Annotated in this window: 25 protein-coding genes; 14 read left to right on the top strand and 11 right to left on the bottom strand. The window is 66.4% G+C overall.

Annotation, left to right across the window (positions count from 1 at the left end; genetic code table 11):
* The first annotated feature begins 31 nt into the window (after positions 1-31).
* Positions 32-463 (top strand): hypothetical protein, encoded by a 432-nt coding sequence (locus VXJ37_RS05215; protein ID WP_331322008.1) that lies wholly within the window; start codon positions 32-34, stop codon positions 461-463.
* A 14-nt stretch (positions 464-477) separates the two neighbouring features.
* On the opposite strand, the gene VXJ37_RS05210 is transcribed toward VXJ37_RS05215, so the two are convergent.
* Together VXJ37_RS05210 and VXJ37_RS05205 are read right to left on the bottom strand one after the other, a co-directional pair.
* Positions 478-1,794, bottom strand: coding sequence for a cell division protein PerM (locus VXJ37_RS05210; protein ID WP_331322007.1), 1,317 nt, complete (start codon positions 1,792-1,794; stop codon positions 478-480).
* Between the two features lie 427 nt (positions 1,795-2,221).
* Positions 2,222-3,079: a PRC and DUF2382 domain-containing protein gene (locus tag VXJ37_RS05205; RefSeq protein ID WP_331322006.1), complete on the bottom strand. Its 858-nt coding sequence runs from the start codon at positions 3,077-3,079 to the stop codon at positions 2,222-2,224.
* A gap of 258 nt (positions 3,080-3,337) precedes the next feature.
* Here VXJ37_RS05205 and VXJ37_RS05200 point away from each other — a divergent pair, with 258 nt between their 5' ends.
* On the top strand, positions 3,338-4,495 hold the full coding sequence (locus VXJ37_RS05200; RefSeq protein WP_331322005.1) for a glycosyltransferase family 4 protein: 1,158 nt from the start codon (positions 3,338-3,340) through the stop codon (positions 4,493-4,495).
* Positions 4,492-5,865 carry a UDP-glucose dehydrogenase family protein gene (locus tag VXJ37_RS05195; RefSeq protein WP_331322004.1) on the top strand — a complete coding sequence of 458 codons (1,374 nt, stop codon included), beginning with the start codon at positions 4,492-4,494 and terminating at the stop codon, positions 5,863-5,865. The genes VXJ37_RS05200 and VXJ37_RS05195 overlap by 4 nt, the downstream gene beginning before the upstream one ends.
* Positions 5,866-5,900: 35 nt before the next feature.
* Here VXJ37_RS05195 and VXJ37_RS05190 read toward each other — a convergent pair whose 3' ends face one another.
* A complete protein-coding gene (locus tag VXJ37_RS05190; RefSeq protein WP_331322003.1) occupies positions 5,901-6,764 on the bottom strand; it encodes an HAD family hydrolase in 864 nt (287 codons plus the stop codon).
* Between the two features lie 178 nt (positions 6,765-6,942).
* Between VXJ37_RS05190 and VXJ37_RS05185 the strand changes: the two genes are divergently transcribed.
* Together VXJ37_RS05185 and VXJ37_RS05180 are read left to right on the top strand one after the other, a co-directional pair.
* Positions 6,943-7,212 carry a GlsB/YeaQ/YmgE family stress response membrane protein gene (locus tag VXJ37_RS05185; protein ID WP_331322002.1) on the top strand — a complete coding sequence of 90 codons (270 nt, stop codon included), beginning with the start codon at positions 6,943-6,945 and terminating at the stop codon, positions 7,210-7,212.
* A gap of 152 nt (positions 7,213-7,364) precedes the next feature.
* Complete coding sequence (locus VXJ37_RS05180; protein WP_331322001.1) at positions 7,365-9,536, top strand: putative bifunctional diguanylate cyclase/phosphodiesterase; 2,172 nt, start codon at positions 7,365-7,367, stop codon at positions 9,534-9,536.
* A gap of 27 nt (positions 9,537-9,563) precedes the next feature.
* On the opposite strand, the gene VXJ37_RS05175 is transcribed toward VXJ37_RS05180, so the two are convergent.
* Positions 9,564-10,073, bottom strand: a complete 510-nt coding sequence (locus tag VXJ37_RS05175; RefSeq protein ID WP_331322000.1) for a hypothetical protein — start codon at positions 10,071-10,073, stop codon at positions 9,564-9,566.
* Between the two features lie 224 nt (positions 10,074-10,297).
* Between VXJ37_RS05175 and VXJ37_RS05170 the strand changes: the two genes are divergently transcribed.
* On the top strand, positions 10,298-10,846 hold the full coding sequence (locus VXJ37_RS05170) for a dihydrofolate reductase family protein (protein ID WP_331321999.1): 549 nt from the start codon (positions 10,298-10,300) through the stop codon (positions 10,844-10,846).
* A 2-nt stretch (positions 10,847-10,848) separates the two neighbouring features.
* On the opposite strand, the gene VXJ37_RS05165 is transcribed toward VXJ37_RS05170, so the two are convergent.
* Both VXJ37_RS05165 and mmuM read right to left on the bottom strand, forming a co-directional pair.
* Complete coding sequence (locus VXJ37_RS05165; RefSeq protein WP_331321998.1) at positions 10,849-11,136, bottom strand: hypothetical protein; 288 nt, start codon at positions 11,134-11,136, stop codon at positions 10,849-10,851.
* A gap of 115 nt (positions 11,137-11,251) precedes the next feature.
* The gene (mmuM, locus tag VXJ37_RS05160; protein WP_331322149.1) at positions 11,252-12,184 is read right to left on the bottom strand and encodes a homocysteine S-methyltransferase; all 933 of its coding nucleotides are present in this window, start codon (positions 12,182-12,184) and stop codon (positions 11,252-11,254) included.
* Positions 12,185-12,307: 123 nt separating this feature from the next.
* Between mmuM and VXJ37_RS05155 the strand changes: the two genes are divergently transcribed.
* Genes VXJ37_RS05155 through VXJ37_RS05145 form a run of 3 tightly spaced genes read left to right on the top strand, consistent with a single transcriptional unit; the run spans position 12,308 to position 14,303 of the window.
* The gene (locus tag VXJ37_RS05155) at positions 12,308-12,757 is read left to right on the top strand and encodes a hypothetical protein (RefSeq protein ID WP_331321997.1); all 450 of its coding nucleotides are present in this window, start codon (positions 12,308-12,310) and stop codon (positions 12,755-12,757) included.
* Entirely contained in the window at positions 12,754-13,503 is a 750-nt protein-coding gene (locus VXJ37_RS05150) for a cyclase family protein (RefSeq protein ID WP_331321996.1), read from the top strand. The genes VXJ37_RS05155 and VXJ37_RS05150 overlap by 4 nt, the downstream gene beginning before the upstream one ends.
* 29 nt (positions 13,504-13,532) lie before the next feature.
* Positions 13,533-14,303 carry an IclR family transcriptional regulator gene (locus tag VXJ37_RS05145; RefSeq protein WP_331321995.1) on the top strand — a complete coding sequence of 257 codons (771 nt, stop codon included), beginning with the start codon at positions 13,533-13,535 and terminating at the stop codon, positions 14,301-14,303.
* A 24-nt stretch (positions 14,304-14,327) separates the two neighbouring features.
* Here VXJ37_RS05145 and VXJ37_RS05140 read toward each other — a convergent pair whose 3' ends face one another.
* Positions 14,328-15,101, bottom strand: coding sequence for an IclR family transcriptional regulator (locus tag VXJ37_RS05140; RefSeq protein ID WP_331321994.1), 774 nt, complete (start codon positions 15,099-15,101; stop codon positions 14,328-14,330).
* Between the two features lie 144 nt (positions 15,102-15,245).
* A complete protein-coding gene (locus VXJ37_RS05135) occupies positions 15,246-16,688 on the bottom strand; it encodes an amino acid permease (RefSeq protein ID WP_331321993.1) in 1,443 nt (480 codons plus the stop codon).
* 287 nt (positions 16,689-16,975) lie between these two features.
* On the opposite strand from VXJ37_RS05135, the gene VXJ37_RS05130 reads away from it, so the two are divergent.
* Positions 16,976-18,028: a homoserine dehydrogenase gene (locus VXJ37_RS05130; protein ID WP_331321992.1), complete on the top strand. Its 1,053-nt coding sequence runs from the start codon at positions 16,976-16,978 to the stop codon at positions 18,026-18,028.
* Positions 18,021-19,433, top strand: coding sequence for an aldehyde dehydrogenase family protein (locus VXJ37_RS05125; RefSeq protein ID WP_331321991.1), 1,413 nt, complete (start codon positions 18,021-18,023; stop codon positions 19,431-19,433). The genes VXJ37_RS05130 and VXJ37_RS05125 overlap by 8 nt, the downstream gene beginning before the upstream one ends.
* 60 nt (positions 19,434-19,493) lie before the next feature.
* On the opposite strand, the gene VXJ37_RS05120 is transcribed toward VXJ37_RS05125, so the two are convergent.
* Positions 19,494-19,955: an Lrp/AsnC family transcriptional regulator gene (locus VXJ37_RS05120; protein ID WP_331321990.1), complete on the bottom strand. Its 462-nt coding sequence runs from the start codon at positions 19,953-19,955 to the stop codon at positions 19,494-19,496.
* Between the two features lie 73 nt (positions 19,956-20,028).
* Between VXJ37_RS05120 and VXJ37_RS05115 the strand changes: the two genes are divergently transcribed.
* On the top strand, positions 20,029-20,712 hold the full coding sequence (locus VXJ37_RS05115) for an HAD hydrolase-like protein (protein ID WP_331321989.1): 684 nt from the start codon (positions 20,029-20,031) through the stop codon (positions 20,710-20,712).
* A gap of 110 nt (positions 20,713-20,822) precedes the next feature.
* The gene (gene rlmC, locus VXJ37_RS05110) at positions 20,823-21,950 is read left to right on the top strand and encodes a 23S rRNA (uracil(747)-C(5))-methyltransferase RlmC (protein ID WP_331321988.1); all 1,128 of its coding nucleotides are present in this window, start codon (positions 20,823-20,825) and stop codon (positions 21,948-21,950) included.
* Positions 21,951-21,953: 3 nt separating this feature from the next.
* On the opposite strand, the gene VXJ37_RS05105 is transcribed toward rlmC, so the two are convergent.
* Complete coding sequence (locus VXJ37_RS05105; RefSeq protein ID WP_331321987.1) at positions 21,954-22,577, bottom strand: FMN-binding negative transcriptional regulator; 624 nt, start codon at positions 22,575-22,577, stop codon at positions 21,954-21,956.
* A 10-nt stretch (positions 22,578-22,587) separates the two neighbouring features.
* Positions 22,588-23,514 carry a DMT family transporter gene (locus VXJ37_RS05100; protein ID WP_331321986.1) on the bottom strand — a complete coding sequence of 309 codons (927 nt, stop codon included), beginning with the start codon at positions 23,512-23,514 and terminating at the stop codon, positions 22,588-22,590.
* Between VXJ37_RS05100 and VXJ37_RS05095 the strand changes: the two genes are divergently transcribed.
* Entirely contained in the window at positions 23,513-24,925 is a 1,413-nt protein-coding gene (locus VXJ37_RS05095; RefSeq protein ID WP_331321985.1) for an aminotransferase-like domain-containing protein, read from the top strand. The genes VXJ37_RS05100 and VXJ37_RS05095 overlap by 2 nt on opposite strands.
* Positions 24,926-25,041: the final 116 nt, after the last annotated feature.

Raw genomic sequence — 25,041 nt, 5'->3', positions numbered from 1 at the left:
CTTAGGTGCAGGCTCGCGTACGCTGGAAAACATGAACAGCGAACGGGGCCGGAGCGGGCAGCAGCAGGTAAAGCCCCCGCTCAGCGACGCGGCGAAGGCCTCGCTGGCCAAGACCCACACCCTGTTCCGGACGTTCGTGGTCTCTGTCCTTGGTTCGTTCTTCGTGTACCAACTCGACGTCGGTTATCTGTGGCTGACAGCCCTGCTTACCGCAGCGAGCCTGGTCCTGGGAGCGGTCCTCCTGGTGCGGGCCATCCGGTTGAAGGAATCCAGGCTGATTCTCGTGGGCACCATTTCCGGCCTGGTGGTGGCCGCGGTCATGGTGCTGCTGACCGTCACCACGATGGTCTTGTTCGACCAGGTGCGCGAGTACCAGGCCTGCCTGGGGCGGGCGCTGACGGACCAGGCCTCCCATGCCTGCATGGTGCAGTTCCAGAACGTCCTGCCCACGACGGTCCGCTAGCCGCGGAGCGGTCCCTAATGGACCAGTTCGCCGTGCCGATCCGCGCCTGCCGTGTTCTCCCGTTCCAGCCACGGTCCCGCTGCGTAACCGATCACGACGCCGACGCCCACCTCTGCAGCCACCCAGAGTCCCGTCCACAGGGGGTCGGGGCCGATGTCTGTCAGGCGCCCAAGGCCTGCTGATCCCCTGGCGATCCATGCCAGGCAGGCCGTCAGCAGGCCCGCCGCCACCCCCACGAGCGCACCGAGCACCAGGGTGGAGAGGGTTGCCGTGAACCAACGGGCATGCACCTTGATGGCGAGCCACTCGTCGAAGTGGTTCTCCCCCTCGCGGAGGAACCACCAGCCTGCCATGACTCCTGCCAGCACCGGAACGATCAGGGCGACGAACGCGTAGTCCAGGGGGCCCGAGGGGATGGCTGCCAGCAAGGGAATGGACGGGAGCGGCCCCACCGCTGTGGCCAGCGGACCGACCTGGGAACCGGCCCCCATCGCAAAACCTGCCCCGGAGGTCCACGCCAGGGCAAAGACCACCAGGTTTGGCAGGAAGCCCAGCTCCGCAATGGTGAGGGCGGCGCCTCCCACGGGCCCTGCGCCGAGCGCTTCGTAAACGGAGACCACGAGGTTCCAGTGGATGAACAGGTCCACGGCCAGCAGTGCTGCGGCGAGGGTCAGCGCGGAAACCGCCGCCACGAATCCTGCTTTCGCGGCCGATGCCAAATAGGAGCCGGCCCAGCGCGAATGCTGGCTGGTGCGGGAAATCCAGTCCACGGCGTCGACGCCGATGAGCCGGCTCCAGGAGCCTGCTTCCCGCCGGGCGCCAACCACCATGCCCAGCCCGTACGGAATCAGGGGAACCAGCATGGCGTACCAGAGGTTGATGGAGACGTCGGCAGTGCGGCAAACGAAGCCGGTGGCGACGCCGAAGGCCGCATAAACCGCCCATGAACCGAGCAAGGCCTGCCATAACTGGTCGGTGTAGGAGGCACGGGCGAGCCGGCGGCCGGCACGCCAGGCGAGGAGGAACGGGATCAGGGTAAGGCCCAGGGGAATCAGGCTCAGGACGCCCGAGCCGCCATGGCTGGCAGTAGCGGGTCCTGCCCCCGAAAGCCCAAGCGGCACGCCGTGGACCAGGAGCCAGGACTGGCCGGCCAGCCGGGCGAGCACTTCGAACTGCCCGTTCTGGAAACCGGCGGTGGCCCACACGGCAACGATGGGCGCCACCACCACCAGCGCGGAGATGACGGCCGCCTGCGCCGTTTCAAGGGCTCCCTGCAGCCACAAGGGCATGGGAAGGCCACGGTCTCCGGTCTGATCAGCGCGCAGTTTCATCGTGTTCCATGGTGTCACGGAGGGTGCGCCGTGCCCGCGAACGACAGGCTCTGCCGCCGTACTGATCGTCAATCAAACGTCTGGCCCGTCGGCGCTTTTTCCTGGGTCCGGCCGTAAAATTGGTAGAAACCGACACCCGCCCCCGCCGAGGGGGTACCGCGATTTCTGCTGGCCGCCGGCCGCCCGGCGCCAGCGAGGGCCCGGATTGCCGTAAGCCGGGAAAACAGGAGCCGCGAATGAGAGATGAACTGTAAGTTCTGAAGATATTCGTCCTACTGGCTGGTGCAGCCGCCGCTTCCAGCGCGGCTGCACCAGCGTTCTTAAACGCGACGGCGCCGGGAGCCTCCAAGTAGGCTCCCGGCGCCGTTCACCGTGGCAAGGGCGCTGATCCAGTCAGCTTGCCCGCCGGCGGTGGATCCCTGCCGGATCAGCGGCGGGTGTCGCCGTCCGTTTCGATGTTTTCCTTGCGGACTTCCTCGTTGACCGTGACGTCGTCCCGGACAACGTCCTTGTCCAGGCGGACCCGCTCCACCGGAACGGCCTCCTTCTCCACTACGGGGCGCTCCTCGTGCAGGACCACCTCATGCTCTTCCTCGCTGATGGCCGGGCCGTCAAGAGCCGAACCGCGGTTGGCGTCCGTGATTGGTTCGCGCTCGATGCGGACTTCTTCACGTTCCACGGGAATGGTCTTGGTGACGTTCTCCGTGGTGACGTACTTCCGCAAACGGGCGCGCCCGGTGGCTTCGCGCTCCTTGCCAACGTGCAGCTGCTCCTCGGAGCGCGTCATGGCATCGTCCGTCGTGGGGCCGGACGTATCGTGCCCCACTGCCCCGCGTGCCTCGGTGTCGCGGTCGTAGGTGTCGCGTCCTGCGCCAATACCGGCAGTAGGCGTTCCTGCGTTCAGGTCGGCGTCGCCCTGGAGGTCCACGTCCCCGGCGGTGCCGGACTGGGCTTCACTGTAGGTGCGTGCGCCACGGTCGTAGTACGTGTGCAGCCGGTCCTCTTCCTCAGGGCTGAGGTGGCCGTCCGCATCCACGCGGGGGGCGTCCTTGACATGTTCCTTGGAGAACGGAACCACCAGGTCCTCCCCCTGGCTGTGCGCGCCTTCGACGGGGACGAAGGATTCAGAGGTGCCGAAAAGGCCCGTCTTGACGGTGACCCATGTGGGCTCACCCGTGTCGTCGTCTGCGTACAGCTGTCCAATCGAACCGATCTTGCTGCCGTCGGAACCGACGACGTTGCCGCCCTTGGTGAGCAGGTTTTCAAGGTTTTCCCTGTTAAGCATGACGTCTCCTTGGATTGTCTTTGCATTGGGGGCCAGCAGTGGATATCCCGGACCGGGGCGATCTCCCGACATCCGGCCTCCGCCCCGGCTGCTTGAGGCTCTGCGCTGACTGCCCCACTACCGTAAGCATGCTTAGCATCAAATGCCAAGCCTACTTAGTAATTTTTTTGGGGAGAGTGAGCAGTTGTTCATCCGGCCTTTTCCTCCGGGTAACGCTCCCTCCCCCGCCATTTCAGGGAAGGCGCCCACGGTTGAGGGGTGAGGATCGCAATCGTTGCAGAATCTTTTTTGCCCTTGATGAACGGCGTCACGCATTCCATCCTGCGGGTCCTGGACCATCTCCAGGAGCGCGGCGACGAGGTGCTTGTCATCGCCCCTTCGGCCCATGACGGCGAGGCGGCCGCCCATGTGAAGGGAGCGGAGGTTCACAGGCTTCCGGCCGTTCCGCTGGCCGGCTATACGAACGTGCGGGTGGCACTGGGAGGGGTGTACCGGGTCAAGCGAATCCTTGCCGAGTACGCACCTGACGTGGTGCATCTTGCCTCGCCGTTTGTCCTGGGCTGGCGGGCCGCCCAGGCTGCGGAGCAGTTGGGCATTCCCACGGTGGCGGTCTACCAAACCGAGGTTCCCAGCTACGCTGCACGGTACGGGGTGCCCTTCCTGGAAAACTGGGCGTGGAGCCGGGTGGAGAACATCCATCTGCTGGCCACGCGCACGCTGGTGCCCTCAACGTTCGCGCTGAACCAGTTGCGCGGCAGGGGCATCCCCAGGGTGCGGATGTGGCGCCGCGGCGTGGACACGGCGCGTTTCTCACCGGAAAAGCGCGACGCCGGCTGGCGGGCAACGGTGGCCCCCAACGGTGAGCGGATCATCGGCTACGTTGGCAGGCTCGCCGTCGAAAAGCAGGTGGAGGACCTTGCCGCCCTCACCGACATCCCCAACACAAAGCTGGTAGTTGTCGGCGATGGGCCGCAGCACGCGATCCTCAGGGACGCACTCCCGGGCGCCCTGTTCACCGGGTTCCTCGGCGGTGACGACCTGGCCCGGGCCATGGCGTCCTTCGATTTGTTCGTTCATCCCGGCGAGTTCGAAACCTTTTGCCAGACCATCCAGGAGGCCATGGCATCAGGGGTGCCGGTAGTGGCCACGGGGCGCGGTGGCCCCCTGGACCTGGTGGAGAATTCGCGGACCGGATGGCTTTACGAACCCGGGGACCTGGCCGCGATGCGTTCCCGTGTCCAGGACCTGGTGGGTGACGACGCCAAGCGCCGGGCATTCGCGGCGGCTGCGCAGGCCTCAGTGCAGGGCAAGACATGGCCGGCGCTTTGCGCTGAACTGGTCCAGCACTACCAGGACGCCGTCGCGGCCGTTCCCGCGGTGGCCGGCCCAACGAGCCACAAGGGGGCACAACTGTGAAAATTTCGGTGATCGGCTGCGGCTACCTGGGCGCTGTCCACGCTGCAACCCTGGCTTCCATGGGCCACACAGTGGTTGGAGTCGACGTGGACCCGGGCAAGGTGCGGCACCTGGCAGGGGGCGTGGCGCCCTTCCACGAGCCCGGCCTGGACGAACTCCTCCGGGACGGCAGGGCCAGCGGCAGGCTGCGGTTCTCCACCAACCCAGCGGACGCCAGGGACGCACAGGTACATTTCCTGTGCGTGGGGACCCCGCAGGGAAAGACTTCCGACGCCGCAGACCTCACCTATCTGGTCTCCGCCACCCAAGCACTGCTGCCGCACCTGGCCGCGGGCGCCGTCGTCGTCGGTAAATCCACGGTGCCCGTTGGCACTGTGGAGATGCTCCGCGGCGAACTGGCCACCCGGCCGGACGTGCTGCTCGGCTGGAACCCTGAATTCCTGCGGCAGGGTACCGCGGTGAAGGACTCGCTGGTGCCGGACCGGCTGGTGTATGGCGTGGAAGGCGGGCGGTGCGCAGCCTTCCACCCGGCCACCGGTGCAGCGCTGGGAGTGACGGCCGCGCTGGATGCGGTCTATGGACCGCTGCTCGCCGCCGGCATCCCGCGGCTGGTGTGCAGCTTCGCCACGGCAGAGCTCATCAAGTCCGCCGCCAACGCGTACCTCGCCACCAAGGTCAGCTTCATCAATGCGGTCGCCGGCCTGTGCGACGCAGCCGGCGCCGACGTCACCGAACTCAGCGAGGCCATGGGGCTGGACCCAAGGATCGGCGGCCGCTACCTGCACGCAGGACTGGGTTTCGGCGGTGGGTGCCTGCCCAAGGACATCCGCAGCTTCCGGGCGCAGGCTGCCATGCTGGGCATATCCGCCGTGGAGGACTGGATGGGCCTGGTGGATGCGGTGAACGTTGGCCAGCGAATGCGCACGGTCAGCCTGGCTGGGCAACTGTGCGGCGGGTCGGTGGCCGGGCGTGCGGTCACCGTCCTGGGCGCCGCCTTCAAACCCGACACTGACGACATCCGCGACTCCCCTGCCCTGGACGTCGCGGACCGGCTGGCCGCCGCCGGCGCCCACGTCACCGTCACGGATCCCAAGGCCGTGAACAATGCGTGGCTGCGCCATCCAGGCCTCCGCTTCGAGTCTTCAACGCCGAAGGCGCTCCAGGACGCTGAGCTGGTGCTGCTGTTGACCGAATGGGACGAGTACCGGCACCTGTGCCCGGCCACGGCCGGGCAGCTGGTGCGGCGGCGGGTGGTCCTGGACGCGCGGAACGTGCTGGATGCCGCTGCCTGGCAGGAAGAGGGCTGGGTGGTGCGCGGCCTGGGAACCGCAGCCACTTCGGGCGGCGTGACGGCAGCGGCGTCCCGCTGACGCCCGGCCCCGTGCAGCTGGGGCGGGTTCCGGACCTACCCCAGGAGTCCCAGTTCGGCGAAGGCCACCGCAACGCCGTTGCCGGCTGGCGGGGCGGTGACCCTGTCCGCCACGGCAAGCACTGCGGGGTGGCCGCCTTCCACCGCGATGCCGACGCCTGCGTACTCAAGCATCTCGATGTCGTTGGCGCTGTCACCGATGGCGATGATGTCCGCCCGGTCCAGGCCCAGGCGTTCTTCCACCACCTGGATGCCCACCGCTTTGTGGGTGCCCGCCATGAAAATCTCCCCCGCGCGCTCGCCCAGGGCGGACAGTGAACTGGGGATCAGTCCAACCTCCGGGCCAAAGTGGTCCATCATCCGGCCGAGCGGCACGGGCGAATCGAAGCAGGAGATTTTTGCGTACGAGGTTGACCGCAGGTCATCGCTGTACTGCATTGGTCCCAGGATGTCCTCGAGCGGATCCACGTCCGTGCTCAGGATCCCATCATGCTGCGGGCGCCCGGCGAAGATGGGGCCAAGCACCTCCCTGAGCCGCTGGTCCACGCCGGTGCGTCCATAGAGAGCCTCCGGGGCTTCGAGGATGTAGGCAGCGTTGTGGGCGTCCAGGGCGTCCACGATGCGCGCCGCCAGTTCCGGTTCGAACCGCGCATCCTTGAGGATCTCGCCGTTAACTTCCACCCTGGCGCCGGCACCCGTAATGGTGCCGTCAAAGCCGGTCTCCAGGATGTGGCCGGGAACCATGGCCAGCGGCCGGCCCGTGCAGACAAAGACGAGGTGGCCAAGCTGCCGGGCAGTCCGCACGGCATCCACGTGGGCTTCGGGGGCGAGGCCGTGGTCGGCGTAGGTGCCGTCAATGTCAAGGAAGATGGCACGGGACCTGGCGGTGCGGCTGGGCATTCGTGTGCTCCTTGGGTCTGCTGCAGAGGGTGCCATCATACGGGCGAAGTGCTTATTGGCGCCGGAAACTGACAGCCATCCTGTGATATTCAAAGTCTTGCAGAATAGTAAGCCTGCTGATTGAATGATGGAACCGGAAATGGGGACCCGGCACAACTGACTGACAAGGAGTGGCAACATGGGCATTATCGGATTTCTTATTTTGGGCCTGATTGCTGGAGCCATTGCAAAGGCCATCCTGCCGGGGCGCCAAGGCGGCGGCTGGGTGGTGACCATGGTCCTGGGCGTTGTGGGGGCCATCCTGGGCGGCTGGATCGGATCGTTGATCTTCGGCGGCGGCCTGGCGGAGTTCTTCGACATCAGGACGTGGCTGCTGGCAATTCTCGGGTCCATCATCGTCCTGCTGATCTACGGCGCCGTGACCAACCGCAGCGGCCGCAGGGTATAGCCGCTCCACGAATAAAAACATCAGTAAGAAGCGCCGGACTCCAAAAGGGAGGACGGCGCTTTTTACGTTAAGCATCCACACGTCCTATTTGCCCTTCGCCATTCACGCCCAATTAATGCCATCGCCCTTTATGATGGCGAAGGGGTGGTGCAATGACCGGTTTTCTGGAGCATGGCAACAATGTGGCATTACAGAGTTTTGGCGTGGTCCTGGACGCCAGCCCGGACGCGCTGCTCGCGTTGACCGCTGAAGGCACCGTCCTGGCAGCGAACGCCGCGGCAGCAAGGCTCTTCGGATTACAGCGGGATGCCTTCACCGGACTGGACCACCGCCTCCTGATCGCGGAGGGATTCCGCGAAGAGGTGGGCCAGCTGCTGCAGGAGATCCTCAGGCAGCCGGACGCTCTTCCGCCACCGCGTGAGGTTCAGGGGCTGCGCAGGGACGGAACCGAGTTCCCGCTGGAAGTGGCCGCCGCCCTCCTCCCCCGGACAGGCGGGGCCGGGGCGCCGGATTCCCATACGGCCCCGGCGGACGCGCCCGGTGCCCGCTTGGTGTTGTCTGCCCGCGGAACAGCGCACCGCAAGGCCGCCGACGCCAACCTCCGGGAGGCAATGTCACTGCTGACGGCCACCCTGGAATCAACTGCCGACGGCATCCTGGTGATAGGCACCGACGGCCGGGTGGCAGGGTACAACGAACAATTCCTCTCCATGTGGCGGCTTCCCCCTGATGTCATGGAGGCGGACAGTGAGGAGCCTGCGCTGCGGCTGGTCATGGAGCAGGTGGCCGACCCTGAATCCTTCGCGGTCCGGCTGGGTGAAGTCCAGGGTGATCCGGCGGCGGAAAGCCACGACGTGGTCGAGCTTCGCGACGGCCGCACCTTCGAGCGTTACTCCCGTCCCCAGCGGGTGGGCAGCAGGATCGCGGGTCGGGTATGGAGCTTCCGCGATGTGACGCCCCGGCGGAGAGCACAGGAACAGGCGCACCGGGCCATGATGGACCTCGCAGTGCAGGCTGAAAAGCTGCGCGCCATGGCCTTCCAGGACCCCCTGACCGGCCTCGCCAACAGGGCTGTCTTCAATGACGCCCTTGCCGAGGCATTGCAGGAACCGCGGCTGAAATCGGTGGATGTCCTGCTCCTGGACCTGGACGACTTCAAGGAAGTCAACGACATCCTGGGCCACCAGGCCGGCGACGACATGCTGATCGAAGTGGCACGCCGGCTCCGCGGCTGCGTCCCCACGGCGGACGTGGTGGCCCGGCTGGGCGGCGACGAGTTCGTGGTGCTGCTGACTGCCTGCCCTGACGCGGACGCGATTGCGGCCTGCATCGTCCGTTGCCTGCACGTGCCCGTAACCATCAACGGCACGGTCCAGCGTCCCAGCCTGAGCCTTGGCGTGGCCTCACTGGGCCAGGACAGCGTAGGCCCCTCCGAGCTGCTGCGGCATGCGGACATTGCGATGTATGCGGCCAAGGCTGCCGGCAAAAACCGTTTCCTGCGGTTCCATCCCGACATGATGCAGGCCCTGGTGCAGCGCACGCATATGGAGGGCGGGCTGCAGTTGGCCGTCTCCCGCAATGAAATTACCGTCGACTTCCAGCCAATCGTTTCGCACCGGATGGGCCAGGTGGTGCAGTTTGAGGCGCTGGCCAGGTGGGACCGCGGTGGCGAACGGGTGCCTCCATCGATCTTCATTCCCCTCGCCGAACGCACCGGGCTGATCGGCGAGATCGGCACCGAAGTAATGGCCACCGGGATGGTGCAGCTGGCGGGGTGGCTCAGCAGGGATCCCTCACGCTCCCTGGCGGTGAACGTCTCCGGTGTCCAGCTCCAGGAACCGGATTTCGCCAGCACCGTCCTGCAGCTGGCCGAAGCCAGCGGCGTGGCGCCCTACCAGCTGGTCCTGGAGGTGACCGAGAGCGTATTTTTCGACGCCGACTGCGGCCTGATCCAGCAGATGAGCATCCTGCGGGACGCCGGGGCCCGGGTAGCGCTCGACGATTTCGGCACCGGCTACTCCTCGCTGGGCCGGCTGCAGGACCTGCCGGTAGATACGGTCAAAATCGACAGGACGTTCGTGTCGATGGTGCGGACCGGCAACGAGCGCCTGCCCATCTTGAGCTCCATGATCAACATGGCCCACAGCCTGGGCCTCACCGTCACGGCCGAGGGAATCGAGACGGCGGCGCAGGCGGACTATCTCGCAGCCCTGGAGTGCGACTCTCTGCAGGGCTACCTCTTTTCGCTGCCGGAGCCCGGCGAACGGCTTGGCCACGCCCTCCACCACGCCGAAGAGGCGCTGAACGCCTTGAAGGGGCGGTAGCAGGAGGACCGGAAACCGGGTACGGTCCTAGGCTGCCTTGCGTCCGGGCCGCGGCGCCTTGGTGGGCGGGGACGGTGAAGATGCAGGCTGGGAAGCACCGGCAGAAGGAGCGCCCTGCCCGGATGCGTGAGGGCCGGAGTCCGACGGCGCCGCATCACCCACGGGCGCAGCAGCAGGTTCGGCACTGGCGCCCTGGACAGTGCCGGCCTCCTGGACAGCGACGCTCTCCTGGACACTGACGCTTTCCTGGATGGTGCCGGCTGCCTCGACGGCGCTGGTTGCGGGGCTAAGGGCGGCAGCACGGTTGCGGCGCCAGCGGCGCAGCAGGTCTGCGGCGGCCAGCAGCCCGGCGATGGGGGTCAGCACGGCGGCGGCGTAGACGAACAGCAGCCAGGTGAGGGTGGTCAGCGGCGGCTGGTTGTTGTTGAGCAGGGACAGTCCACCCAGCATGCCCACCGCCCAGAACAGCAGCACGCCAGTCAATACGGCGCCGGCAGGGAAATACTGGTTGGTCACGACTTTTTTCAGGGTTTCCATGCACTTCCTCCTGCCTGGCCGGGGGGACGGCAATAAAGCCGTTCAAAGACCAGTATGGGGCCCCGCCGGGACGAAACCGCGCAAGGCAACACGGCGAGTGATGAAGCTAACGCGACCACCCGCCGTCGTACTCCACGCAGGACGGAAAGGTAGCCCGAAAGCCTTCCCGGATGGCACCGCGCCTAATACCGTAAGGCCTGTCCCCTCAAACTTTTGGAGGCTCCATGCGCAACGTCACTGCCGGACTGTTCCACTCCGTGGACGGAGTGGTGTCCGAACCGTTCAAGTTCCAGTTCGACAGCTTCGACGACGAACTCGGCGAGGGGCTGGCGCGGATGATGAACACGGTGGACACCGTGGTGCTGGGCCGTATCAGCTATCAGGAATGGGCAAGCTACTGGCCGAACGCCTCGGCAGACCAGGACTTCGCAGCCTTCATCAACCCGGTGGAAAAGTACGTCGCCTCGCGCACTTTGACCGGGCCGCTGGAGTGGCGGAATTCGCAGTTGATGGACGCGCCGCTTGAGGAGTTCGTGGGCCGCCTGAAGGAGCGCGAGGGTGGGGAAATTGCTGTGTGCGGAAGCATCTCGGTAGTGCGGCAGCTGCTGTTCGCCGGGCTGCTGGACTCGCTGCAGCTGATGACCCATCCGGTCATCGCGGGGACAGGCCGGCGGTTGTTTGAAGACGGCGATCCGCTGACGCGCCTGGTGCTGCAGGAGCAGAAGACCACCAGCAAGGGCAACGTCCTGAGCACTTACGGGGTACGCGCGTAGGCTCAGGCCGCCAGCTGCGCGCCGAACAGCTCCCCGGCAAGCCTGGCAAGGTGGTCAGGGATGTCCGCCTCCGCACCGTGTTCGCCGCGGCCCAGGAACACCGCGGTGCCGCGGATCCCGTCAAGGTCCAGGCCACATTCATGCATCATCTGCCCGGCGCGGAAGTTTACCGGGAGGAGCATCGTGACGCTTTCCGCATTCAGGTAGACGTGCCAGTCGCCGCGGATTACCGACTCCAGGGCCGCCCACCAGTGCTTCCAGAGCGTGCGGATCCGGGTCCACCTGCCCAATGCGTATGGGCTCCGAGTTGGCGGCCGGTACTACAAGTGCCGAGTAAGTCCTGCTGTCCATCGTTCTCTTCTCCATAGCTGTTAACACCTATGGAGAGCCCGGTGTTCCCGGCTGCTATGCGTGTGCGGCCACGTGCGCGATGTCCCGGGGCGTGGTCCGGCAGCAGCCGCCCACGATGCGGGCACCCAGTGCCAGCCATTCCCCGGCACTGCCGGCAAGGCTTGAAGGGGCTTCGGCACGGACCTCGTTCCACGTCTTGGTGGTTGGATCGTAGGTCTCCCCCGAATTGGGATACGCCACCAGCGGCTTGTCCGTGTGTCTCCGCAGGACGGCGAGCGCCGGGCCCACCAGATTAAGCGGCACGCAGTTCACCCCCACCGCCGCGACGTGGGCCTGTCCGTCCACCAGCTGCGCCACGTCGGCTAGCGGCGTTCCGTCGCTGATGTGGCCGCCGTCGCGAAGTGAGAAGGAGAACCAGGTGTCGACGCCGGATGCCCGGCCGAGCTCCATCAGCGACTCCGCTTCGGCGAAGGACGGCAGCGTCTCGAAGGCGAGGAAGTCCACACCGGCATCAACCAGCGCTGCTATGCGGGGAGCATGGAAGTCCTCGAACTCCCCCGGGGTAAGGGCGTAGTCCCCCCTGTACTCGGAACCGTCTGCGAGATACGCGCCATACGGTCCAACGGAGCCGCCAACCAGCAACGGCCCGGCATCCGGATGGTCCGCCAGGTGCTCCTGCCGCGCCTCATCCGCCAGCCTGGCGGACAGCGCGACCAGCCCGAGGGCTTCCTCCCGGTCCAAACCCCGCGCAGCGAAACCCTGCGGTGTGGCCTGGTAGCTGGCTGTGGTGGCGATGGTCGCGCCGGCAGCAAAGTAATCCCGGTGTACTTGCCGGATCAGTGCGGGTGTTTCGAGGAGGACCTTGGCGGACCAGAGGGGGTCGTTCAGGTTGCAGCCGCGGGCTTCCAGCTCCGTGGCAAGGGCCCCGTCGGAGACCAGCGCCGCCCGGCGTGCAATGAGACCGGACAGGGATTCACGGTGGGTCATGGTGGCTCCCGGGGATCGACAGTAAGTTCTGATGTTCATTATATGCAATTTTGCATGCTTGTAATGAACATCACTCTATGCCACTATGACAGGCATCTACCCGTCACCATAGGAGGACCGCACGTGAGTGTGCAGCTGAATACCGTCCGCAAACTTCGCGTGCACTGGCCCATCAGCGCGGAAACTTTCACCCGCATCGCCGCCGGGGAAGCCTCGGCGCTGCAGCTGGACCCGGGCGTCGCCGACCTGCTGAACACCGTTGAGCAGTTTCAGGACCTGGGCGACTTTGGGAACTATCAACATGTCTTCGAGTCGGGGCTCGGGCTGGAAGGGTTTACCTGCGGCGAAGGCGCCGAACCAACTCTCGGCAGGGTCGGGGAAAAGACCGTTTCACCCACCTTTGTCTTCACCACCTACTTCGACGCGGCCACGGAGAACGCTGTGGTGGAACAGTTCCTGCAGGAGTTGGTGGACATCCACCCATGGGAACTGCCCGTCATCGAAGTCACGGGGCCCCTGACCGTTACCGGTGGCCTGCACAGCAAGGCGCACTCCGGGGCGGCGGCATCATGATCGACACCGCTACAGGCCTTTGGCCCATGCTGAAGTCCGCACTGAGTGGGAAGACCTTCATCGACCTCACCCATGCCTTCCATTCCGGCCAGCCGCATTTTCCTGCCTTTCCGGATGAACAGCGTGAGACCCTTTTCGACCTGGAAAAAGGCGACGGCTTCACTGCCCACCGGTATTCCATCGTCGGTCAATGGGGAACCCACGTGGATCCCCCGTCCCACTTCATCCGCGGTGGCCGCACCCTGGATCAAATCCCGGTGCAGGACATGATCCTGCCCCTGGTGGTCCTCGACATCACCCACCGCGTTGACACCGACCCGGACGCCACCCCCGTCCTGGCGGATGTCCGGGCATGGGAGGACCGGAACGGGAGAATTCCGGAGGGCTCCTTCGTGGCCCTGAGGACAGGCTGGAGCCGGCGCTGGCCGGACAGTGCGGCCATGGCCAACCGGGATGGTGACGGTGTCAGCCATACTCCCGGCTGGTCCCGGGAAGTGCTCTCCTTCCTTGTCGAGGAGCGGGCGATTTCGGCCATCGGCCACGAGCAAACGGACACGGACCCGGGTGCAGCAACGTCCAAGGGAGACTTCGGCCTCGAGACCTACATCCTTGCGCAGGACCGCTGGCAGATTGAACTTCTGGCCGACCTCGCCGGCGTTCCGGAAGCAGGCGCGGTAATCGTTGCAAGCTGGGCCAAACCACGTGAAGGAAGCGGGTTTCCCGCACGCGCGTTTGCCATCTGCTGACCGAAGGGACAGTCATCTAGACTCGGACCATGTCGAGGACTTCAAGCATGGGACGGGGACTTTCTGCAGTCCTGGCTGCCGGGGAGCGCCATGCACGGGGCCTCCCCGGCGGCACTGTGGCAGAGATCGCCGCCGACCTTGGAAGGGACCGCAGCCAGGTTTCACGCAGCCTGCGGACAGCAGAGCAGGAAGGGTTCCTGCGGCGCACCCCGCAGCGGACGTTCGCCCTTGACTGGAGCCTCCTGACCGACGCGCACCTGCTGACGCGGCGTCGCCTGCACACCGACGGAATGCTGGCCCTGGAGCAGCTCTCGGACGAAACAGACGAAGGATGCTTCCTTGGCGTCCTTAGTGGGGACAGCACGGTGACGGTGGGCGAAAGTATCCCGGCAAGCAGCAAAATGGTGGGTTCTTGGCTGGGACGGCCCTACCCCGCGTATTGCAGCGACGCCGGGCAGGCCCTCTTCTGGGAGGCGTCCGACGTGGAGATCCGCAAAGTTTTCGCCAAAGTCCCTTTTCAGCGGCACGGCCCGAACACGCCCACCAACGTAGAGGATTTCCTGTCGCGGCTGGACGCCGCCCGGTCGCGCGGCTACTCGGTCGTCGATGAGGAAGCGGAACCGGGCCTGTATTCGCTGGCTGTTCCCGTCCGGGACTTCAGAGGCGAAGTGGTCGCTGCGCTGCAGGTCGTCGGCCTGAAGAGCCGGCTTGAACCGCTGGCGGACCACCATTCCCGCGCCTTGGTGGCCCGCGGGAAGTGGCTTGAAGCCATGCTGGGCTGCCCTGCCGCGAACAACTAACAGACGGCGCCGCCTTTCAGCACGTCATGCTCCCCCGCCGGGACGAGCAGAGCCCAGCCTGGTGGAAGCCTGATGAAGAACGCCTGCGAGTTCGCCGGCACGGGAAGCAACCTCCGCACTGCTGCCCAGGACGCTGAGCGAGGCCAGGATTCCGCCCCGCGCCTCCCGGACGGGCACCGCCACTTCGACGATGCTGTGTTCGAACTCCTCCACCGCGGTAACGAAACCCTGTTTTTTGTCCCGGACCATCAGCTCCCACACGTCCTGGGCGGAATGGGCGGCCCGGGGTCCGCCCACCCCGACGAAGTTCACGTCGGAGAGCAGCGCCTCGACGCCGTGCTGCTTATGGTCCCACAGCAGGGCGCGGCCGGCCCCCGTGCACCAGACGGGCGTCACCATGCCTGGCTGCACAAAGCTGCCGGCCCGGGAATCGTTGCTGGATGCCAGCAGGAGAATGACCCTGAATCCGTCCCGGACCGAGACCCGGGCGCGCAGCCCCGTGGCAGCCACCAGCGCTTCCAACTCCGCTCCGGCGTCGCGCAGCCACCCGATATTCAGTGTTGCCGCAAGGGCGAAGAAGCCGCTTCCCACCCGGAACGGGCCACGTTCCCGGCGCTCCAGGAGGCCCAGGTCGCAAAGCTCCTGCGTCAGGCGCGATACCCGGCTTTGGTCCATGTCCAACTCGGCGGCCAGCTGGGAGACCCCCAGGAGTTGCTTGCCGGCCTTTTCCCGGTCAACCACCACGCGCACAATCCGCAGTCCCTGCGCCAGCGACGACGCCTCGGGGGAGGTATCCACCCTTGCTGCTCCTTCCGACCGGCAACCAGCCTATCTTCACACGGACAACGCTCCGGGCAGGCAGGACAACCCGGGCGATACGCAGCTGTGGCCCGGCGCAGGCGGCGCCGCCGCCTGCGCCGGGCCACAGAGGTGCGGGTGGTTCTACGCTGCCGGCTCGTGGGTGCGGGCCCTGCGTCCATACCTGAAGTGGAAGTAGACGTAGCAGGCTGCAACGAAGGGAATCCCGAAGTAGAGGGCCGCTACCTGGGTGGGGTCAAGTGCGATGCCCACAAGGGAGACCAGGCAAAGCGTAAAGGCCAGGATGGGCACCAGGGGGAAGAACGGGGCGCGGTAGGAAAGCCCGGCCACGTCCCCTCCGTTCCTGACAAATGACCGCCGGTGGAAGAAATGCGAGGCGGCAATGGACATCCATACCCCCACGACGGCGAAGCCCGCCACCGATACCAGGGCGAGGTACACCGTCTCCGGAGCGACCACGCTGCTGATGAGTGAGGCCAGCCCTCCAAGCATGCTTACCGAGAGGGCGATCATGGGAATACCCCGCCGTGTCAGCTTCTTCAGGGCCTGGGGCGCATGGCCTTCATCGGCGAGTGAGTAGAGCATTCTGGCGCACGAGAACAATCCGCTGTTGCCGGCCGAAAGCAGCGCCGTGATGATGACGAAGTTCATGATGTCGGCGGCGAAAGGAAGACCGGTGGCCGTAAATACCGTCACGAACGGGCTCTCGTCGAGTCCCACCTCCTGGTAGGGGATGGTCGCGGCGATAACGGCAATGGCACCGACAAAGAACACGAGAAGGCGGATGACGGTGCTCCGCATTGCCTTGGGGATGCTGGTGGCGGGATCTTTGGTCTCGCCTGCAGCCACACCGATGAGTTCGGAGCCGGAAAAGGCGTAGAAGACGGCGAGCGCCGTCACCAGAACGCCGGTGAATCCGTTCGGAAAGAGTCCGCCGTCCGTGTTGAAGTTTTCAAAGAGGAACGGGTGGTTGCCGGTTTCACTCAGCGGGTGGAAGCCCAGGAGCGCCGCACCGCCCAGGACGATGAGCGCGATGATGGCACCGACCTTGATGATGGCAAACCAGAACTCCGACTCGCCAAAGAACCTGGACGACACAGCGTTCAGGCCGAACAGCGTGGCCGCGAATACGAGGCACCAGACCCACACGTCCACCCCGGGGAACCAGCGCTGCATGAGCAGGCCGGAGGCAGTGAATTCCGAGCCGATGGCAACCGCCCAGCACAACCAGTACAGCCACGCGGTGGTAAAACCCGTGGCAGGGCCGATGGAACGGGCCGCGTAGATGTGGAACGCACCCGACACCGGATAGGCAATGGCCAGCTCCCCCAGGCAGGCCATCACCAGGTAGACCACAAAGGCGCCCACCAGGTAGGCGATGACTGCCCCAAGGGGGCCCGCCTGGGAGATGGTGTAGCCGGAGCTGAGGAACAGGCCTGAACCGATCACGCCGCCCATGGCGATCATGACGAGGTGCCGCGGCCCCATGGAGCGGCGAAGGCCTGATTCCGCCGAAAGGGATGCGCCCCTCTCTGGCTTGAGCGGGACTGGGGTAGAAGTTTCCAAGAGATGCCTCCAGTGGGGGGATGGTCGGAAGGACGGCCGCAATTCGGCTGCCGTGTCCAGGAAGAGCTAGAGCGCGTCGACAGTGACGAAAGTAACACAAACACCGCTTTTTAGTCATCAAAATCATACGAGGATGCCAATGTTGCACGTTTACTACGGTTACCTCTTATGTCGATGTGGCGGTGGAATGGTCGTTTCGCCTGCCCCTCAGTGCGTTTGGACATGGGGTCACGGACAGCCGGCGGGGCCACGATTGGAGCATCCAATCACCAAAGCGAAGGAACACCATGACCACTTACGACATCGCGCTGATCGGTTTCGGCGGCGTCAACAGGACACTCGCCGAACTGATCGCGACCAGGGGCGGCGAACTCAGCCGTGATCTTGGCTTCGGTCTCCGGGTTGTTGCCATCACGGACCTTCGGCTTGGCTCACTGGTGCGCAGCGAAGGCATCGACCTCGAAAAGGCCCTGCGGCTGGTGCCGGGTGAGGCGACGTTCCGGGACCACGGGGGTTCCGCGGAGGCGGACAACGAACGCGTCATCCGGACGTCCCCCGCGGACATCATCTGCGAGGCGACGTTCACCAACCCCGCAGACGGCGAACCGGCAGCCTCACATGTCCGCTGGGCCCTTGACGCAGGCAAGAGCGTTTGCACAACCAACAAGGGTCCCGTTGCCCTGCACGGCGCAGAACTCAAGGCCATGGCCCGGCAGAACGGACTGCATTTCGAATTCGAAGGCGCCGTGATGAGCGGGACACCGGTCCTCCGCTTCGCAGAGCGGCTGTTTCCAGGCCTTTCCGTTCAAGGGTTCGAAGGCATCCTCAACGGCACCAGCAACTACGTTCTGGGCAGGATGGAAGACGGCCTCCGCTTCGACGAAGCGGTCCGGGAAGCCCAGCAACAGGGTTACGCGGAGGTGGACCCCACTGCCGACATCGAAGGCTACGACGTCCAGCTCAAGGTCCTGATCCTGGCAAATGAACTGCTCGGCGCGAACTTGACGCTTGCGGACGTGAAACGCGAAGGCATTTCCGCGCTGACCCCCGCCGACCTCAGGCAGGCAAGGAGCGAAGGCCGGCGATGGAAGCTGGTCGGCTCCGCCCGGCGGAATCCGGACGGCACAGTAACTGCGGAAGTCGCCCCGGCAGCGCTGCCCCTGGACCACGGGCTGGCGGGGGTTTCCGGGGCCAACAACGCCGTGTCATTCAGCACCGATCTCCTTGGGACGGTAACGGTTTCCGGCCCCGGGGCAGGACGGATGGAAACGGCATACGCCCTGCTGTCGGACATTATTGCCATGCACCAGGCACGGAGCCGGGAGACGGCAAATGCGTGAATCGACTCTGGTACCCCTTGACCAGGTACTGCCCGCCTTCCGCGAGGTGCTGAGTCCCTACGATGGCCGGGTGGTTGGTGCAGTTCCCCTGTCCCCGCCCGGGGCGGTGGACCGGATCGTGGCCACGGCCCGGTCCGGAGCGGCGCAGGCCCGGGCCCTCTCGCGGCATGCCAGGGGGAAAATTCTCGATGACGCCGCCTCGATGATTGACCGGCAGCGCGAGGACTTTGCGAAGACCATTACGGCGGAAAGCGGGAAAACCATCCGGCAGGCACGCAAAGAAGTCCTGCGGGCGGTTAACACGCTGAGGTTGTCCGCAGCCGAGGCACGGAGGAACGCCGGCGAGACCATCCCGTTTGACTCCTATCAGGGCTCTGAAGACCGCACCGGCTGGTTCACGCGCGAACCCTTGGGCATTATCGCGGCCATCACGCCGTACAACGATCCCCTGAACCTTGTGGCCCACAAGGTGGGTCCCGCCATCGCAGGAGGAAACGCTGTCATCCTCAAGCCATCGGCGCTGACACCATTGTCCGCGCAGATGCTGGCAGACGTCCTCGCCAGGGCCGGCCTGCCCGGCGGAGTCCTTACGGTGGTCCATGGAGACAGGGAAGTTGCGGAGGCGATCGTCAGGAACCCCGCGATCCGCATGGTGTCTTTCACGGGCGGATTCTCCACGGGCGAAGCCATCGCCCGGACGGCAGGGCTCAAGAAGCTTTCCATGGACCTTGGCGGCAATGCGCCGGTCATCGTCATGGATGACGCGGACCTGAGTGCCGCCGTTGAGGCCTGCGTCTCCGGAGCGTTTTGGGCCGCGGGCCAGAACTGCGTTGGAGTGCAGCGCATTCTCGTGGCCGACTCCGTGTACGGCGAGTTCCGCCGTCGTTTCCTGCGGGCGACGGCCCAGTTGCGGGCCGGCGACCCTGCCGGCGAAACCACCGACGTCGGTCCCATGATCACTGCGGGCGCCGTGGACCACCTCACGGCCAAAATCGATGCGGCCGTCGCCGCCGGGGCGGAGGTCATCGCCGGCAACATCCGGGAACACAACGTGCTGCACCCCACGGTCCTGGAAAACGTGCCCGAGGGCAGCCGGCTGTGGACGGAGGAAGTGTTCGGACCGGTGGTAATGCTCCAGCCATTCGCGACCCTCGACGACGCTGTGGCACTTGCGAACGCCGTCGACTTCAGCCTGCACGCCGGAATCTTCACCAGTTCCCTTGGTACGGCGCTGAAGGCGGCCGGCAGCATCGACGCCGGCGGGGTCATGATCAACGATTCCTCGGATTACCGTTTTGACGGCATGCCGTTCGGCGGATCCAAATACGGGAGCATGGGCCGCGAAGGAGTCAGGTTCGCTTTCGAGGAGATGACCCAGCCCAAAGTTGTCTGCATTAAACACTAGGAGGGAAGGTGCCCGGCCTCCCCCACCGACCGGGAGGACGCGGAGCGTGAAAGCGTGGTCCTACGTTGGCATCAGCGGTGCAGCCCGGCGCACGTAGTTGGACAGCGTCATCGCCGTAACGGTATCCGCGACGCCGGGGGTGGCTGCTATTTGCTCCCAGATTTCCTGGATGCGTTCCAGGGAGCGGGCTTCCACCCGGACCAGCAGGTCGAAGTCACCGCTGACCACATCACACAGGACCACTTCCGGGATTGCCTGCAGTACGGCGATAACGTCCGCTCCGCGGACCCTGTCCTTCCGGTAAACCATGAGGAACGCGGAGACGAGGCCCTGCCCGGGTGCACCGGCCACCACCGTATAGCCCTGGATGTACCCCTGCCGTTCCATCCGGTCGATCCGTTGTCGGACGGCATTCCGGGACAGCAGCACCTTCGCTGCAAGCTCCGCGTGGCTGATCCGCGCGTTGCGCGTCAGTTCGGCCAGGATGCTCTGGTCGATCCGGTCAAGACTCGCCCGATCCATGTCCACCTCTCACCGCATGACTTGCCAACAGCAGACAAGAGTCGGCCCGGCTCCAGAACGAAAGCACAAAGAGATGATACTTCGGCACCAGCCCGTCCAAAGCCGCCGGACGGCAGCCAGCTGCGTGCTGTTCGACATGGATGGCACCCTCCTGGACTCGGCAGCGGGCGTGACGGCCAGCGCCGCGCAGGCCCTTGCGGCCGTGGGGGCACCCGTCCGGGAGGAGGAGCTGCTCCGGCTGGTGGGGCCGCCCATGCTCGAATCCTTCAGGGATCACCTGGACAGGGACGAGGTCCGTTCCCGGCTGGCGCTGGAGCATTACCGCAGGATCTATGCGGAGCAGGGGGCGCAGCAATCAGTGCCCTACACGGGGGTTCGGGAATTGCTGGAGCAGCTGCGCCTTGCCGGTATGCCGATGGCGGTGGCCACATCGAAAGCGGAGGACCAGGCACTCCTGATGGCCCGCCGCTTTGGCCTGGACCACTATTTCGTCAGCATCTGCGGTGCGTCGGACCACGACAGGAGATGGACCAAGGCGGAGGTGATTGCCGAGGTGCTGGACAGGCTGGCCGCGGCGGGCGTGGACGTGTCCCGTCCGCTCATGGTGGGCGACCGGAGCTATGACGTCGCGGGAGCCGCCGTCCACGGAATTCCCGCCGTCTTCGCGGGGTGGGGCTACGGTGCCGCGGAGGAAGAAGCCGGGGACGCCTTCGTGGCATCCTCACCTGCCGCAGTCCTTCCGGCCGTCCTGGGCTAGCGGCCCGGGCGGGAAGGTTCCTTCAAGGCACGACGACGGCGCTCCCCCGGGGGCCGCCGTCGTACCTTCCCGTCGTGGCCGGGAAGGCGACCGGGTAAACTTGACCAGTCATGCGCTGTTCCTACTTTGATGCCGGCACCTGCCGCTCCTGTACCCAGATGGGCACGCCGTACGCCGAACAGCTGGCCGGTAAGCAGCTGCACTGCCAGGGCCTCCTGTCCGATCACACGGAACTGGAATGGCTGGAGCCAGTGGCCAGCCAGGAGTCCGGCTTCCGCAACAAGGCCAAGATGGTGATCGGCGGCACGGCGCAGAACCCCACCATCGGCATCCTTGACGCCGACGGGCACGGCGTGGACCTACGCAAGTGCGGCGTCTGCTCCCCCGGCCTGCGGGCCGTATTCCCCGTGCTGGCCACCTACATCCGCCGCCTGCGCCTGACCCCCTACGACGTCCCGCGCCGCACCGGTGAACTCAAGCACGTCATCATCACCGAATCCCCGGACGGCGCGATCATGCTCCGCCTGGTCCTCCGGTCCGAGCAGACGCTGCCGCGGATCCGGAAACACCTGCCGGACCTCCTGGCCGACCTGCCGCAGGTCGACGTGGTCTCCGTCAACCTTCTCCCCGAGCACAAGGCGGTCCTCGAAGGCGAGCGCGAGATCCTGCTGACGGAGCAGTCCACCCTGGAGATGCGGGTCAATGACATCAACCTGCACCTCCGCCCGCAGAGCTTCTTCCAGACCAACACCGACATGGCCGCGGCCCTGTACCGGCAGGGACGCGAGTGGGTCAACGAGCTGGCACCGGCCTCCGTGTGGGACCTGTACTGCGGCGTGGGCGGATTTGCCCTCCACAGCGCCGCCCCGTCCCGCACGGTCACCGGCATCGAAACCAGCAGCGAGGCGATCGTCTCGGCCCGGCTCAGCAGCGTCGAGGCAGGACTGGACGGGGTGGAGTTCCACGCCGGCGACGCCACGGCCTTTGCCCTCGCGGCGGAGCAATCGCCGGACCTGGTGATCGTGAACCCGCCACGGCGCGGCATCGGCCGGGAGCTGTGCGGCTGGCTGGAATCCTCGGACGTGCAGCACGTGGTGTACTCCAGCTGCAACGCCCAGTCGCTGGCCCGCGACCTGGCCGCCCTCCCCTCCTTCACGGCGCGTCGGGCCCGGGTCCTGGACATGTTCCCGCAGACCACGCACTACGAGGTGATGGTGCTGCTGGAACGTGCCGCCTGAGGCTCACCCCATCCGAACGCGTTCGACGGCGGCCGCAGCGGCTTCCCGCCCTTCGGCCCGGAGGCCCGCCGCCACCCCTGCGGCGTCCGCGTCGGACCGGTTCTGGCTGAGTTTTTCCTTGGCCTCGATCCTGGTGATTATCAGTTCCACGCCCACAATCGCCCGCAGCTGCCCGGCGATAAATTTTTGCGGGGCATCCTCCACGGCCCACGGATGCTCGCGGCCGCCCTCGTGCAGCCCGGTCAGGTGGCGGACGTGCCGTGCCAGCCAGCCGGCGTCGTCATGGATGGTGAGTTCCCCGTACACGTGCAGGGTGCTGTAGTTCCACGTCGGCACCACGCGGCCATGCCCGGCTTTGGACGCGTACCAGGACGGCGAGATGTAGTCGTCGGGGCCTTGGATGATGGCGAGCGCCTCCCCTGTTGCCGGGGTGGACCACTGCTGGTTGTTCCGTGCCATGTGCGCCTGCAGCGCACCGTGCTCCCCCACCTCGGGCGTGAAGGCGAAGGGCAGCAGCGTGGCCAGCAGCCCGGCGTCGGTCATGGTCACCAGGTTGGCGGCGCCGGGGCGGGCCAGGAGGTCCTGGATGGCGTCGGGGCCGGCGGCGAAGTGGGCGGGGATGTACATGGGGACCCTTTCATGAGGCGGGGGTGAGCCGGACGCGGACGGCCGCGGCGGCGAAGAGGATGACGGCAAGGGCGCCCATCGCTGTGGTCCAGGCGAGTGCTTCGCCCAGCAGCAGCGCTGCCCAGGCAATGCTCATCAATGGCTGCAGCAGCTGGATCTGGCTCACGTGCGCCATGGGGCCCAGGGCGAGGCCGCGGTACCAGGCAAAGAAGCCCAGGAACATGCTGACCACAGCGAGGTAGCCAAAGGCGGCCCACTGGACGGGAGAGGCCGACGGCGGCTGGTCCAGGAGGGAGAGCACTGCCAGGACCAGCATGGCCGGCAAGGCGAGGACCAGAGCCCAGGCGATGGTCTGCCAGGAGCCAAGTTCCCGGGCCAGCAGGCCGCCTTCCGCGTATCCGACGGCGGCGCAGGCCACGGCGCCGAGCAGCAGGAGGTCCGCCCATTGCAGGTGCCCCACCCCGCCGGACTGCAGGAAGGCAAAACCGATTGCCGCCAGCGAGCCAAGCACCATGACCACCCAGAAAGCGGCCCGCGGCCTCTCGCCGGTGCGCAGGACGGCCACTGTGGCTGTGGCGGCGGGGAGGAGCGCGATGACCACGGCGCCATGCCCCGCCGGGACAGCGGTCAACGCGTAGGACGTGAGCAGCGGAAAGCCGGCGACGACGCCGGCGGCCACAAGCGCCAGGCGCGCCCAGTTGCGGGGGTGGGGCAGCCGTTGGCGGGTGAGTGCGAGCGCCGCGGCGGCCAGGACGGCGGCCACCACGGCCCGGCCCGAGCCGATGAACAGCGGCGGCATCCCCGCCACGGCCACGCGGGTGAAGGGGACGGTGAAGGAGAAAGCTGCGACGCCCAGGAGGCCCCACCAGATGCCGGCGCCCGAACGGGACAGTATCACTGGGGTGTTCAACCGAGTAGCGCTACTATATTCTTTCATGAATAACGATAGCAGCTCCCGGATCACCGCTGCCCTGCGGCAGTGGATCGCCGGAGCGGCACCGGGAGCGAAGCTGCCGTCGACCCGCTCCCTGGTGGCCGAACATCAGGCGAGCCCGGTGACGGTCCAGAAAGCACTGCAGGCGCTGGCCGCTCAGGGTTTGATCGACAGCAGGCCGGGAGTCGGGACGTTCGTCAGTGCCGTCCGCACGGCCCGCCCGTCGGACTATGGCTGGCAAACAGCAGCGCTCCGCTCGCGGTCCTCCCCGCTCCCGTCGTCGTCGGGCACCATGCGCAACGTTCCGGGCGACGCCATCTGGTTCCATTCCGGCTACCCTGACCGGGAGCTGTTGCCCGAACGGCTGGTCCGGTCGGCCCTCGCCCGCGCCGCCCGCGGTGATGCGGCCCTGTCACGGCCGCCTGCGGCGGGCATGCCGGAGCTGCAGCAATGGTTCGCCCGGGAACTGGGATTGGCCACCCCGGTGGGAGTGACGCCGCCGACGCCGAATGACGTGATCATCCTGCCCGGCAGCCAGAGCGGCCTCAGCTCCATGTTCCGTGCACTGGTGGGAGCCGGGCAGCCCATGCTCATCGAATCGCCGTCGTACTGGGGCGCCATCCTGGCCTCCGCACAGACCGGGGTGCGGCTGGTCCCGGTGCCCACGGGGCCAGACGGGCCGGACCCTGCCGACGTTGACCGCGCCTTCGCCGAGACGGGAGCCCGAGCGTTCTACGTCCAGCCCAACTATTCAAATCCCACGGGGGCGCAGTGGGCACGTGACAGGGTCGACGAAATCCTGGACGTGGCCCGCCGGCACGGTGCTTTTTTGGTGGAGGACGACTGGGCCCACGATTTCGGCATCGCCTCGGACCCCGTACCGCTGGCAACCCGGGACGATTCAGGCCACGTGGTGTACATCCGGTCACTGACCAAGAGCGTCTCCACCGCGATCCGCATCGCCGCCGCAGTGGTGCGCGGACCGGCGCGCGAACGCATCCTGGGCCACCGCGCCGCCGAATCAATGTACGTCAGCGGGCTCCTGCAGGCCGCCGCCCTGGACGTAGTGACCCAGCCCGGCTGGCAGACCCACCTGCGCAGCCTCCGCCAGCAGCTCCAGTCACGCCGGGACCTGCTGGCCACGAGTATCCGGGAACACGTGCCGCAGGCACAGCTCGCCACCCTGCCCAAAGGCGGGCTGAACCTCTGGCTGCGCCTGCCGGACACCACCGACCTGCCGCGGCTGGTGCGTGATTGCGAAGACGCGGGAGTGATCATCGCCGCCGGAACGGAGTGGTTCCCGGCCGAACCCGCCGGCGCCTTCATCCGCCTCAATTACTCCGGCCCCAACCCAGGCGCTTACCCGGAGGGTGCACGCATCATCGGTGAGGCCCTGGCGCGGAATAGCGCTTAGGGAGGCCTGGCGGCCGCTGCGCCCCAACCCGACAATCCCGCGACAGCGGCAGTTCACCGGGGGGCCACGCCCGGTTCATTACCCATTAGTAACTTGAGAGCTCCTGTTGAGACCCC

This window comes from Pseudarthrobacter phenanthrenivorans, from assembly GCF_036455295.1.
GTDB lineage: Bacteria > Actinomycetota > Actinomycetes > Actinomycetales > Micrococcaceae > Arthrobacter > Arthrobacter phenanthrenivorans_C.
The sequence above is the reverse complement of the archived record's forward strand: the minus strand, read 5'-3'. Positions and strand labels throughout refer to the sequence as shown.